The following is a 12,646-nucleotide window of genomic DNA, read 5'->3' on the forward strand; positions in this document are numbered from 1 at the left end:
GGCCTCACTTGGTGATGGAAAGCTCGCCGGGAGCGCCCGCCATGGCGCGGGTCGGCGATGAGGTGGCGATCAGCACGCCAAGGGTCAGGACATAGGGGGCGGCATAGAAGAGGTAATAGCCCGAGGAGACGCCGACTGATTGCAGGGCCGGGCCCAGGGCGCCTGCGCCACCGAACAGAAGTGCCGCGCCAAAGCAGGCGATCGGGTTCCAGCGGGCGAAGATCACCAGCGCCACCGCCATCAGGCCCTGACCGGAGGAGAGGCCTTCGTTCCAGCTGCCGGGGTAATACAGCGACAGGAAGGCGCCGCCGATCCCGGCGAAGGCGCCGCCTGCTGCGGTGGCGAGTGTACGGATGACATTGGGGCGCAGCCCCATAGCTCGGGCGGCATCAGTGCTATCGCCGACGACACGCAGGATCAGGCCAACTTTTGTGCTGCGGAACATCCAGGCCATGCCGAGCGCCAGCGCCAGACCCACGACGAAGAGCACGTTGATCTGCAGGGCCGCCTGCAACTGCGGCAGGTCGGACCAGAAGCCCAGCGGGATCGCGGGCAGATGCGGGGCGACCGGCTGGATATAGGGTTTGCCGAAGTAAAACGCGATGCCGGTGCCGAACAGCATCATCGCGATGCCGATGGCGATGTCGTTCACCTTGGGCAGCGAACAGATCATGCCATGCACCAGCCCGAAGATCGAACCGGCAAAGGCCGCGACCAGCACCCCGGCCCAGGCGGAGCCGGTCAGCACGGCCGTCGCATAGCCCGCCATCGCGCCGAAAACCAGGGTGCCTTCAAGGCCAAGGTTGATGCGGCCGGAGCGTTCGGTCAGCACCTCGCCCAGGCTCACGAAGAGGAAGGGGGTCGAAACCCGGATAGCGCCGCCGAGGATGGCAATCGGGATGCCCCACAGGCCGATGTCATGTTCCATCAGGCGCTCCACCGTTCCGGCGCGAACAGCTTGAAGCGTCCGTAGGCCGTGTCAGAGATCAGGATCACAAGGAAAACAAAGCCTTGCAGCACGACGATCGTCGCATCCGGCAGATCCATCCGGCGCTGGATCAGGCCCGAGGCCGCATCGAACCCGGCCAGCAGCAGGGCCACCGGGATGATGGCGAGGGGGTTATGCCGGGCCAGAAAGGCGATGAGGATGCCGGTATAGCCATAGCCCGCCGCCAGCGAAGCATTGGCCGACCCGAAAACCGCCGTCACCTCGAAGAACCCGGCGAGGCCTGCAAACGCCCCGGCCAGCGCGGTGAAGCCAAGGATCAGCTTGCCCACCGGCAGCCCCTGCACCTGCGCCGCCTTGACGTTGCCGCCGGCGATCCGCGCCGCAAAGCCCCAGGTCGTCTTGTCGATCAGCGCCCAGGAGATCACGCAAGCCAGGATGCCGAAGGCCAGGCCCCAATGCACCTCCATCCCCGGCAGGTTGCCAACGCGCAGAGCGTCGGCGAGCGGCAAGGTCGAGGGTTTGTTCAAGGACGCCGGGTCGCGGAACGGGCCTTCGACCAGGTGGTTCATCAAGGCAATCGCGATATAGGCCAGCAGCAGCGAGGAAATCGTCTCGTTCACGCCACGGTAAAACCGCAAGGCGCCAGCAGCACCGATCCAGATGCCACCGACCGCCATCGCGACCAGCGCCATCAGCGGCAGGGCGACAACTGGCGTCACCCCTGCCAGATGCGGGCCAAGGGCACCAACCGCCACGCCGCCCAGCACGATCGCGCCCTCGCCACCGATCACCACCAGCCCCAGACGGGCCGGCAAGGCGACGCACAGCGCGGACAGAAGCAAAGGCGCCGCCCGCGACAGGGTGTTTTGCAAGGAGAAGGCCGAGCCATAGGCCCCCTTCCAGACGATCGCCATGAACTCGAGGGGCGATTTGCCCTGCGTCAGCAGGAATATCCCGAAGAGGGCAAGCCCCAAGGCCAAGGCGGCCAGGGGGATCACCATCGCCTCGGACCTTCGCGCCAGCCCTGGGAGCCAACTGGCCCCCGTGCTGCCGATGATCGCCTGATCTGCCATTGCCGTCTCCTTACGAGGTGGACCCGACCACGCCCTCAACCAGATAGTTCATGCTTTCCAAGGCGATATCCGTCTCGACCTGCTTCTCGCCGTCCTTCAGGATCACATTGCCCTTGTTGTCCTTCAGCGGACCTTTGATCACGGCGAACCCGCCCTTCATGATCTCGGCCATGGTCGCATCGAACTGCGCCTTGGCTTCGGGCGTCACGGAGGGGCCGAGGGGCGACATCTTGATATAGCCGTCGGTCAGCCCGCCGCGCATGAAGTTGGGCAGCTTCTCTCCGTCCATCACCGATTTCACCATGCCGGTATAGACGCCGGCCCAGTTCCATTCCGCCCCGGTCAGGTATTTGTCGGGGGCGAGTGCCGACTGGTTGGCGTGATAGCCGCAGACATAGGCGCCGCGCCCGGCGGCGGTCTGGATCGTGACCTTGGGGCCGTCGACGTGGCAGGTGATCACATCGCAACCGGCATCGCAGAGCGCATTGGTCGCCTCGGCCTCTTTGACCGCCAGCGACCATTCGCCGGTGAAGATCACCTGGCAGGTGATCGTCGGGTCCACCGCACGGGCGCCCAAAAGGAAGGAGTTGATGTTCAAAAGCACCTGCGGGATCGGCTTGGCCGCGACAAAGCCGATCTTCTTCGACTTGGTCATATGCCCGGCGACGATGCCGTTCAGGTACTGCCCCATGCCGATATAGCCGAAATAGCTGCCGACATTGGTGGGCAGACCCTCTTTCCACAGGCCCGCCGCATGTTCAAAGCGCACCTCGGGGTACTTCGGCGCGACGGTCAGCACATGGGGGTCGAAATAGCCGAAGGAGGTCGGGAACAGCAGCGAAGCGCCATCGAGGTTGATCATCGATTCCATCGTCTTCTGCACGTCGATGGTCTCGGGGACGTTTTCTTCCTCGACGACGGTCACACCCTCCATCGCCTTGACGGCGGCGGCGCCCTCGGCATGGGCCTGGTTGTAGCCGAAGTCGTCCTTGGCGCCGACATAGATGAAGCCGATGGTCAGGGGCGTGGCCGCCCGCGCCATGAAGGGCAGGCCCGAGGTCAGCGCGGCGCCCGAAAGTGCTGCAGCGCCATTTAGGAAGCGACGGCGAGAAAGGGTCATTGGCATCTCCATGTCAGGGTTAGGTCGCGCCGCGCTGCGGCATCGACTCGTTAACGAGAGTGTTACCCGTTGCACTGCTGCTGTCGTCTGCTACCTTTGCACCAATCTGCTGCAAACTTTGCAGCATAGGAGGCTCCATGCGCCAGTTGACCCCGCTGCAATTCATCGACGCCGTGGCCCGCGCCGGGTCGATCCGCAAGGCGGCGGAGGGCATGGCCCTCACCTCGACCGCGCTGAACCGCCGCGTTCTGGCGTTGGAGGATGAGATGGGCGTGCCGATCTTCGAACGCCTGCCACGCGGGGTGCGGCTTTCGACGGCGGGAGAACTGCTGATCCACCACCTGCGCACCCAGGCGGCAGAGCTGGAGAAGCTGAAAAGCCAGATCGCCGACCTTGCGGGCGAAAGGCGCGGCCATGTGAATATCGCCTGTTCGCAAGCCTTTCTGCCCTTCTTTCTGCCCGAACAGATCGGCGCCTATCGGCGCGACCATCCGGGCGTGACCTTCTCGGTCCGGGTGCGCGACCGCGAGGCGGCGGAGGCGGCGCTGGTCAACCATGACGCCGATATCGCGCTGATCTTTGAACCGGTTCGTTTGTCGGAAGTGCAGATCCTTGGCTCCGCCCGGCAGACGATCCATGCGGTGATGGGGGCAGAACACCCGCTGGCCGGGCGCGATAGCTTGCGGCTGCGCGACTGTGCGGGCTATCCGATCGGCCTGCCCACGGCGCAATATGGTGTGCGGCACCTGATCGACCTGGCGCTGATCAAATCTTCGATCAGCCTGCGCGTCGTGCTCGATGCGGACCATTTCGAATTCCTGCGCCGCTATCCGGCGCAGGAAAACCTGATCAGCTTTCAGATCCCGATCGGCCTGCCCGGCGAGGGCGAGGCGGAGGGCTCGGTCTTTCGCCCCATCGACACCCGCGATGTGCCGGAGGGGCGGCTCTACCTGTGCCAACTGCGCGGACGCACCCTGCCGGTCGCTGCGGCGAAATTCGCAGCGCAGATCGGCAAGGCGCTGGACGCGCGCTATGAGTGAGCGTGTCGGGCAAAAGGGGGAACCGGGTTTTCTGCCCGACACGCGACGTCAGGCTTGCGCGGCGCGGAAGGCGCGCCAGCCGCCGTATTGGGTTATCTCGGTAGCACCCTGCAGGGCATGCGCTTCGCAGAGGAAGCCCGAGATCTGGCGGCCATCTTCCAGCGCCACCTTGCCGATGCCGAGTGGCGCCGGGATGCGGGCGACGAAGGCGCCGAAGGCGGCGGCGGGCAGGGCCCAGACCTCGACAATCAGGCCGGGGCCGGTGAAGGCGGGGTCGAAAGCCATGCCCGGTTTCGGCGGCACGGTGCCGGCCAGCGCGTAAAGCCGGTAGCCGGGGGCGGTCTTCGCCTCGCCCAGCAGGAAGCCGCCCGGCCCGGTCAGTTCGGGGTTGAGCGGCATGCCGGTCAGGTGGGCGCCGACGACGCAGATCGGGAGGAAGCCTTCGGGGATGGTGACTTCGGGTGCGGCCGGGATCGCGGCGCTCTTGTCTTTGCCCATGCCAGAGGCAGCGGCGGCGTGCATCGCGGCGGCAAAAGGAGCAAGGGCGTCATCGCTGAAGCCCGGCCCGACCAGGGTCACACCCGCCGGCAGGCCTGACGGCCCAAACCCGCCCGGCACCGCGATGGCGGCATAGCCGAGGAGGTTGGCAAAGTTGGTGTAGCGGCCGAAGTGGCTGTTCTTGGTCACCGGGTCGGCCAGCATGTCGGCCACCTTGTAGGTGGTGGGCGAGGTCGGCAGCATCAGCATGTCGACCGCATCCCAAGTCGGGGCGACGATCTGGCGCAAAGCCTCCAGTCGGTAGCGGCCCTTGAAAGCCTCCACCGCGGTTTTGGGCAGGGCGCCGGCGATGATCTTGCGCACGGTCGGGTCGAAGTCATCGGCATTCGAGGCGAAGAAGTCCTCCACCGCCGCCAGACGTTCCGCCACCCAGGGGCCGTCGTAAAGAAGGGCGGCCACCTCGCGGAAGGGGGCATAGTCGAAGGGGACGATGGTGGCGCCCAGGCTTTCGGCGCGGGCAATGGCGGCGTCATACAGGGCCTCGACCTCGGCATTGCCGTAAAACTCGCGCTCGGCCCCCGCCAACACGCCGATCCGCGGCTTGGGCGGCAGGCTGACCGGCACGGCCTTGCGAGAGAAGGGGTCGCCGCCGTCGAACCCGTCCATCACCCGGCGGATCGCCACGCCATCGGCGACCGATCCGGCAAAGACGGTCACCACATCGACACTGCGGCAGGCGGGCACGACGCCGGTATTGGGCACGAGGCCCGGCGTGGGCTTGATGCCGACGAGGTTGTTGAACATCGCCGGAACCCGGCCCGAACCCGCCGTATCCGTCCCCAGCGCAAAGACGGCGAGGCCTGAGGCCACCGCCACCGCCGACCCGGAGGACGAGCCGCCCGAGACGTATTCCGCATCAAACACCGAGCGCGGCGCGCCATAGGGCGAGCGCGAGCCGTTCAGCCCGGTAGCAAACTGGTCGAGGTTGGTCTTGCCGATCACGATCGCCCCCGCCACCCGCAGCCGGGCCACAGTGACGGCATCCACTGCCGGTTCATATTCAAACGCCGGGCAGGCGGCGGTGGTGGGCAGGCCCGCCACGTCGATATTATCCTTCACCGCAAAGGGGATACCGTAAAGCGGCTTGCCCTCGGCTCCGCCCGCCATCACAGCGCGGGCCGCATCGCGCAGCGCCTCGTCCGGGGTGGCGGTGATGAAGACGGCCTTGTCGGCCAAAGCGGCGCGGCGGGCGATGACCTCTTCGATCACCTCCAGCGGGGTCATGCCGCTGGCATAGGCGGCTTGCAGGGCGGGCAGGGTGAGAATGGCGGGCAGCATGACAGGCTCCTTCAGCGTCGGTCCGGGTCCAAGCAAGGCCGGGTCCCCGCGAGGCCACGCTTGGCCGTGGGCCTTGCGCAAGCCTTCTGTCGGAAAGTGCAGCGACTTGCGCCGGTTTGTTCATCCGTGGCCCAAATAACAGGCGAATATGTCCGAAAATCAGGCAGAGCGGAGCCGTTCTGCCTCAGATCCAGCCAAGGAGCCGCCACCACAGGTAATCCAGCGGCAAAAGCCCCAGAATCGTGATCGCGGCCAGGGGCAGAATGACCCGCAGAAGATGCGAGAGTTTCTCGCCCGACAGCTGCATCGCCACGACCAGCGGCGCGATCTGGTAGGGGAAGAAGACGGTCGAAAAACCGATCACCTGGGTCATCAGCACGGCGGGCAGGCTGAAGCCGGTCAGATCCGCCAGTTCCTGCGCCAGGGGCGTCAGGACCGAGGGCACGCTGGGCGCCGTGGTGAAAAGCCCGGTGACCATCGCCATCCCCGACAGCGAGACGAAGTTGACGAAATCGCGCCCCGGCTGCAGCGGCAGGACCGCCTCCAGAAGATGGCCCAGAAGCGCGCCGAGGCCCGAGACATTGACCAGCGTCCCCAGGGTCAGGGCACCGACGACGAACAGCAAGAGCCCGAAATCGACCGAAGCCTTGAAGGCGGCGGGGCTGACCACGCCCAGACGCGGGCTCAGAAGCACAGTGGCAGCGGCGATGCCGATCCAGGCCGGGTTGATGCCATGGAAATGGTCGGTGATCCAGAAGCCCAGCGTGATCAAGAGGATGACCATGACCCGCAGCTCTGCGCCGTTCGGCGCGGCAGCGGCCACGGGGGCGATATGCACCGGGGTCGCGACCTTGGCCGGAAACAGCCGCAGGATCAGCCAGACCGTCAGCGCCGATTTAACCAGCCCGAGGATCGGGTAATGCAGCGCCAGATATTCGGTATAGCCGAGGCGGACATGACCGATGGTCTCGGCGGCACCGGTCAGCACCATGTTGGGGATGTTCGCGGTCAGGATGGCAAAGCTCGGCACATTGCAGGCCAGCGTCAGCGCCACGGCGATCCCGCTCCGCCCGCGGGATCCGGGGCCAAACCCGGCACGGTCGGCCAAAGCCATGCCGATCGGGATCATCACCACCGCCCGTCCGACGGAGGAGGGCATGATGAAGCCCAAAAGCATCGCCACCGCGGTCAGCCCGGCCACCAGCCCGGCATAGCTGCCGCCCAAATGCGGCCCCAGCGCCCCGGCCAGCCTTGCGCCAAGTCCCGATTGGCCGATCGCGCTGCCGATCACGAAGCCCGAGACGATCAGCCAGACCGCCGCCGAGCCGAAACCGGCAAAGACCTGATCCGAGGGCGCCAGCCCGAAGATCAGCGCGACCGAGAACAGGATCAGGCTGGCCAGGTAATTCGGCACCACCCCGGTCGCCCAGAAGCCCAGCGTGACCAGAACCGCGCCGAGGATGCGGCCCTGCGTGGGTGTCAGGCCCGGGGGGGTGATCAGCGCCAGGGTCAGGGCGATCAGCAAAAGCCCCAGCATGAAGGCCTGTTTCAGCGTGGCGGTGCGGGCTTGGGTCATTGCGGGCTTCCTCTGTTGTACCGGGCCAGACTAGCCGCAAAGGCGCTTTTGCGTTAGACCGGTATGATGACAGAGGATATCGCTGACACGCCAGACCAAAGCCCGAGCGGCACCGGCTTTGTCCAGGACCCGCGCCGCCCGATCCTGGCGCATGGCCGCACCTTCCGGCCCGGCGACGCCGTGCGCCCGCACAGCCACCCGCGCGCGCAGCTTCTGTGGGCGGCGGAGGGGGTCTTGCGGGTCACCGGCGGCGGCAGCGTCTGGATCGTGCCGCCGAGCCATGCGGTCTGGATCGCGGCCGACACCTGGCACGCCGTCAGTTCAGAGACCGAGGCGCAGATCCGCAACCTTTACTTCGACGCCGCCTTGCCCGCGCGCCGGCAAGAGGCCTGCGCGGTCCTGCTGCTGACGCCGCTGATGCGGCAGCTGATCCTGCGGCTGGGGGCGCAGGACATGACAAGGGCTTTCGATGCGCGGCTGCAGAACCTTTGCGCCGTGATCCTGGACGAGGTGGAGGCGCTGGAACCTGCGCCGCTGTCGCTCCCCGGTGGGCAGGACCCGCGTCTGGTGCGGCTGACCCGGCATCTGGGCGGCGCCCCTGCCGATCCGCGCGGGCTTCATGCCCTGGCGGCCTTTGCCGGCGCCAGCCCGCGCACGCTGGAGCGCCTGTTCCGCGCCGAAACCGGCCTCACCTTCCGGCAATGGCGGGCGCGGCTGCGGCTTCTGGCGGCGATCGAGCGGCTGAACCTGGGGCAAAGCAGCACCTCGATCGCCTATGGCCTGGGGTATCGGTCGGTCAGCGCCTTTGTCGCGGCCTTTCACGACCAGTTCGGCTGCCCGCCGCAAAGCTTCCTGCGCAGCTAGGCTTGCGGCACAAAGGTTACAAAGCGCCCGATGAGGAAGCTGACCACCGCCGCCAGCGCCGAGGTGACCAACAGCAGCAGCGTGTCGTGGAAGAACTGATGCGTGACGAAATGGGTGGTCACCGCAGAGACCAGCGAGACCGAGCCGATCTGTGTCGCCACATAGGACGCAAAGGCGCTGCGCCGCGGCCTTTCGATCCGGAAGGCAAAGCGGCGCTGCGCGGTATAGGCGAGGGGAATGCTCGCCACATAGACCAGGACCGAGGTCCAGAACGGCGGCGTGCCCGCAAAGCGGATCAGGGCTGCGGTGGTCACCGAATAGCCAAGGCTGAAACTGCCGCCGACCAGCAGAAACCGCAGGAAGGTCGCAAGTTGCGGGGTGAGGCGGATCATGGCTGCACCGCCCCGACCTCGGGCAACACCCGGTAGACTTTGAGCGCGGTGCCTGCCACCGGCACCGGCTGCAGCCAGGGCACAGGATCGCCGCGCATCAGCTGGGCGGCAAATGCGGGCTGGCGGGCGATGTCGAGGGTCGCACAGACGGCGACGTAATCGGGCTTGCTGGCGCGGATGGCGATAAGCATGTTCTCGGGGCTGCGGAAGGGGAAGACGCCGTTCCACATCGCGGCGGCGCTCCGGTGATAGGGGGCGGCGAGGCCCATGTGATGGGTGGTGGCGATCAGCGGCGCGCCAAGGCCCAGCGTGGTCAGGATCCGCGCGGGCGGCAGCACATTCAGCGCGCCAAGGTCGGTGGCATTGCGGCAATCGTTGACAGGGGCCAGAGCCTCGGCCCGCACGGCATCGGGCATCGCGGCCCGGATCAGCGCGGTGACCGGCAGGGCCACGACCGTCGGCAACTCCAGCACCAGAGCCGCGGCGACCAGCGCCAGCGCCCAGAGCGAGCCTGCCACCGACCCTTGCCGCGCCGCCCGCCTTTGCGCCAGACACTGCAGCACATAGCCGGTCAGGAAGGGCACGGCACAGCCGGTCAGGTTGGTCATGCGGATCTGAAAGAAGCTGCCCAGAAGCCCGACGCAAGCCAGCACCAGCATCTGAAGCGCGGCGGAATCCTGCGCGGCCATGGCATCAGACTCGGCGCCCGGGGCGGACTTGCGCCGCGACCACAAAAGCAGGGCGGTCAGGGCGACGACGGCAAAGACCGGGGTCAGCAAAAGGTTATAGCTGCGCGGGTTGTGGCCGGCATAGACCAGACCGGGCTGCGCCTCGGTGATCTGGGTGGTCATCATGGCCTGCACCTCGGCCGGCAGGGCGCCATAGGGTCCGGTCAGGCAGGGCAGCAGCAAGGGTGCGCAGATCGCGACCCCGAGCCCGGCGATCGCCACCGAAGCCGCAAGCCGCGCCGCAGGACCCCGCAGCCAATGCCGGGCGGCCATGGGCAGAAGGCAGGCCAAAGCGGCAATCAGGCTCAGCGCCAGAACCGGCGGGGCCAGTTCGTCGCAGCGCGGCGCCAGCCACTCGCCCGGCGCGGTCTGGCCCAGAAACAGGGCGACTTCGGCCCCGACAAGCGCCAGGCAGAAGCCGGTCAGCACCCCGTTGGCGGCCTTGACCTCGAAGCCCGAGCGGACCAGCAGCATGCCCCCGGCAACCAGGATCAGCGGCAGCGTCTCCAGCCCCACGGCCAGCGAGAAGGCCGCCGCCGCCCCGGCGATCAGCCCGCGGCGCAGCGCGTCTCCGGGCAGGATCAGCGCAAAGGCCATGACCGCCGTGGTCAGCATCTGCACATTGTGGTGGTCGATCCGCCCCGGCCCGAAGAACAGCCATCCCATCGGCAGCCACAGGACCGCCATCAGCATCGCCATGATCGCAGCCCCCGACCCGAGGATCCGCCGCGTGCCAAAACCCACCAGAACCACCATCAGCGCCAGCAGAAGCGTCGGCCAGATCACCAGCGTCAGCCGCTCCGCCGTGGCCATTGGCACGACTTTGGCCAGCGGCACCAGAATGGCCGAGATGCCAAGGTCGACATAGCGCGACCAGTGCATCGAGATCCCCTCCGGTCCGAGGATGCGGTACTGCATCATGTCGAACCAGCCCTGACCACCCAGCCAGTCGCGGATCTCCATCAGGCGCATGGTGTCGTCGTTGTCGCCGTCGAGAAGCTTCTCGAAGATGGTCGGAAAGGCGAACACCGCCCGCAGAACCAGAGCGGCCAGCAGCACAAGGCAGGCGAGGGGCATCAGCAGCCTCGGCGCCACACGCATCACGGTTGCTCCGCCAGGATGTCGGGCAGCACTTTGAACACCTTGAGCGCCGTCCCCGCCACCGCCACGGGTTGAAGATAGGGCAAGACCTCGCCGCGCAGAAGCTGGGCGGTCAGGGTTGGGGAGCGGCTGGCATCGCTGCCGCCACAGATCGCAACATATGTCGCGCCGGTGCTGCGCAGGGCGGCCACCATGCCTTCCGAGCTGCGGAAGGGCACGATGCCATTGGCATAGGCGGCGGCGCTGCGATGGTAGGGCGCGGCCAGACCGTCGTGATGGGTGGTGGCGATCATCGGCGTGGCCAGGTCCATCGGCGTCAGGATTCGCGCCTTGGGCAGCGCGTCCAGCGCGGAAAGGTCGGCGGGATCGCGGCATTCCTCAAGCGAGGCGCTCTGGGTCAGCGCCTTCGCCCTCTCCGGCGGCAAGAAGGCATGGACCGCAGCCCTGGCCGGGATGTTCAACGGCTGTGCGAACTCCGTGACGGCGACCCCTCCGACGAGGGCCAGGGACCACAGGGCCTTGCGATGTTCGGCGCGCTTTTCCCAGAGGCAGCGCAGGACATAGCCGATCAGAAAGGGCACCGCGCAGGTTGACAGCAGGTTCATCCGGATCTGGTAGAAGCTGCCCAGCAGACCGACGCATCCCAGGACGAGCATCTGGCCGACGGCCGCCTTCTCCGCAGCAGGGGCCTTGCGGCGGATGGCGAGGAACAAAGCGCCCAGCAGGATGGATGCCACGACCGGGGTCATCATGCTGTTATAGGCAAAGGGGGTGCGCCCGGCGAAGGCCAGACCCGGCATCGCCTCGAGGATCTGGTTCGCGATGATCTTCTGAACGTCGGGCGGCAGGCTGCCATAGGGGCCCGCCAGGCAGGGCGCGAGCAGTCCGGCGCAAAGCTTGACCCCCATGCCGACCAGCACCCCCGAAGCGCCCAGACGCGCCCAGGGATTGGCCAACCAGCGCCGCAGCGCGATGGGGGCAAGGCAGGCTATGGCGGCAATGGCGCTCAGCGCCAGCACCGGCGAGGCGAGTTTGTCGCAGCGTGGCACCAGCCATTCGTCCGGGCCGGTCTGGCCGAGAAACAGCACCAGCTCGGCCCCGAACAGGGCAAGGCAGAAGCCCGTCAGCAAGGTATTGGCCGCCTCCCGCTCCCAGGCCGAACGCAGCAGCAGAAGCGCCCCGGCGACCAGGATCAGCGGCAAGGTCTCCAGCCCCACGGCGAGCGAGAAGGCCGCCGCCGCCCCCGCGATCGCCCCATGCAGCAGGGGCCGGCCCCGCGCGATCATCGCATAGGCCATGATGGTCGTGGTCAGCATCTGCACATTGTGATGGTCGATCCGCCCCGGGCCAAAGTACAGCTGGCTGAGCAGCGCCCATTGCACCACGCCCACCATGGCCGCAATCGCCGCGCCATCGCCCAGATGTTTGCGCGTGCCATAGCCCGCGATCACGACCATCAGCGCCAGCAGCAGCGTCGGCCAGATCACGAGGGTCAGATTCTCCGCCACGCTGGCCGGAAAGACCTTGGACAGGGGCACCAGGATCGCCGCAATCCCCAAGTCTACATAGCGCGACCAGTGGAGGGAGATCCCCTCGGGCGGAAGCACGCGGTATTGCGTCATGTCGAACCAGCCCTGGCCACCCAGCCAGGCGCGGATCTGCATCAGGCGCATGATGTCGTCATTGTCGCCGCCGATCACCGTCTTGAAGATCTGCGGAAAGGCCATCACGCCCCGCAACACCACCGTGGTCAAGGCCAGCACCAGGGCAAGGGGGAACAGCCGGGACGCGAGGCTTTGCGGCGCGCGGGTGGCGGAAGGCATCGGCATGACCGCAGGGTTCGGCGCCAGCGGCGGAAACAGGGAATCAGACATCTGCTCTTCCAATCCTCTTCGGGCCGTGCCGCGCCTCTATCCGGGCCGGTCTGGCATGCTCAAGCGGCGGGATAGTCAGGATTCGGGGCGAAT

10 protein-coding genes are annotated in these 12,646 nt (G+C 67.0%); 2 read left to right on the plus strand and 8 right to left on the minus strand.

Features of this window, described 5'->3' with window-relative positions:
• Positions 1–4 precede the first annotated feature (4 nt).
• Genes AC1DVR_RS01320 through AC1DVR_RS01330 form a run of 3 tightly spaced genes read right to left on the minus strand, consistent with a single transcriptional unit; the run spans position 5 to position 3,142 of the window.
• Complete coding sequence (locus tag AC1DVR_RS01320; protein WP_477998714.1) at positions 5–928, minus strand: ABC transporter permease; 924 nt, start codon at positions 926–928, stop codon at positions 5–7.
• Positions 928–2,022: an ABC transporter permease gene (locus tag AC1DVR_RS01325; protein ID WP_477998715.1), complete on the minus strand. Its 1,095-nt coding sequence runs from the start codon at positions 2,020–2,022 to the stop codon at positions 928–930. The genes AC1DVR_RS01320 and AC1DVR_RS01325 overlap by 1 nt, the downstream gene beginning before the upstream one ends.
• A 10-nt stretch (positions 2,023–2,032) precedes the next feature.
• Positions 2,033–3,142 carry a BMP family ABC transporter substrate-binding protein gene (locus AC1DVR_RS01330; protein ID WP_477998716.1) on the minus strand — a complete coding sequence of 370 codons (1,110 nt, stop codon included), beginning with the start codon at positions 3,140–3,142 and terminating at the stop codon, positions 2,033–2,035.
• Between the two features lie 137 nt (positions 3,143–3,279).
• Here AC1DVR_RS01330 and AC1DVR_RS01335 point away from each other — a divergent pair, with 137 nt between their 5' ends.
• Complete coding sequence (locus AC1DVR_RS01335) at positions 3,280–4,182, plus strand: LysR family transcriptional regulator (protein ID WP_477998717.1); 903 nt, start codon at positions 3,280–3,282, stop codon at positions 4,180–4,182.
• A gap of 48 nt (positions 4,183–4,230) precedes the next feature.
• Here AC1DVR_RS01335 and atzF read toward each other — a convergent pair whose 3' ends face one another.
• Together atzF and AC1DVR_RS01345 are read right to left on the minus strand one after the other, a co-directional pair.
• A complete protein-coding gene (gene atzF, locus AC1DVR_RS01340) occupies positions 4,231–6,018 on the minus strand; it encodes an allophanate hydrolase (protein ID WP_477998718.1) in 1,788 nt (595 codons plus the stop codon).
• 184 nt (positions 6,019–6,202) lie between these two features.
• Complete coding sequence (locus tag AC1DVR_RS01345; RefSeq protein ID WP_477998719.1) at positions 6,203–7,594, minus strand: SLC13 family permease; 1,392 nt, start codon at positions 7,592–7,594, stop codon at positions 6,203–6,205.
• 66 nt (positions 7,595–7,660) lie between these two features.
• On the opposite strand from AC1DVR_RS01345, the gene AC1DVR_RS01350 reads away from it, so the two are divergent.
• Positions 7,661–8,458 carry an AraC family transcriptional regulator gene (locus AC1DVR_RS01350; RefSeq protein WP_477998720.1) on the plus strand — a complete coding sequence of 266 codons (798 nt, stop codon included), beginning with the start codon at positions 7,661–7,663 and terminating at the stop codon, positions 8,456–8,458.
• Here the strand turns inward: AC1DVR_RS01350 and AC1DVR_RS01355 are convergent.
• The 3 genes from AC1DVR_RS01355 to AC1DVR_RS01365 are packed head-to-tail and all read right to left on the minus strand — an operon-like array spanning position 8,455 to position 12,553.
• A complete protein-coding gene (locus tag AC1DVR_RS01355) occupies positions 8,455–8,850 on the minus strand; it encodes a GtrA family protein (RefSeq protein ID WP_477998721.1) in 396 nt (131 codons plus the stop codon). The genes AC1DVR_RS01350 and AC1DVR_RS01355 overlap by 4 nt on opposite strands.
• On the minus strand, positions 8,847–10,679 hold the full coding sequence (locus AC1DVR_RS01360) for a hypothetical protein (RefSeq protein ID WP_477998722.1): 1,833 nt from the start codon (positions 10,677–10,679) through the stop codon (positions 8,847–8,849). The genes AC1DVR_RS01355 and AC1DVR_RS01360 overlap by 4 nt, the downstream gene beginning before the upstream one ends.
• Complete coding sequence (locus AC1DVR_RS01365; protein WP_477998723.1) at positions 10,679–12,553, minus strand: hypothetical protein; 1,875 nt, start codon at positions 12,551–12,553, stop codon at positions 10,679–10,681. Before AC1DVR_RS01365 ends, AC1DVR_RS01360 begins: the two co-directional genes overlap by 1 nt.
• Positions 12,554–12,646: the final 93 nt, after the last annotated feature.

Source organism: Rhodobacter sp. P2_H5, assembly GCF_056403335.1.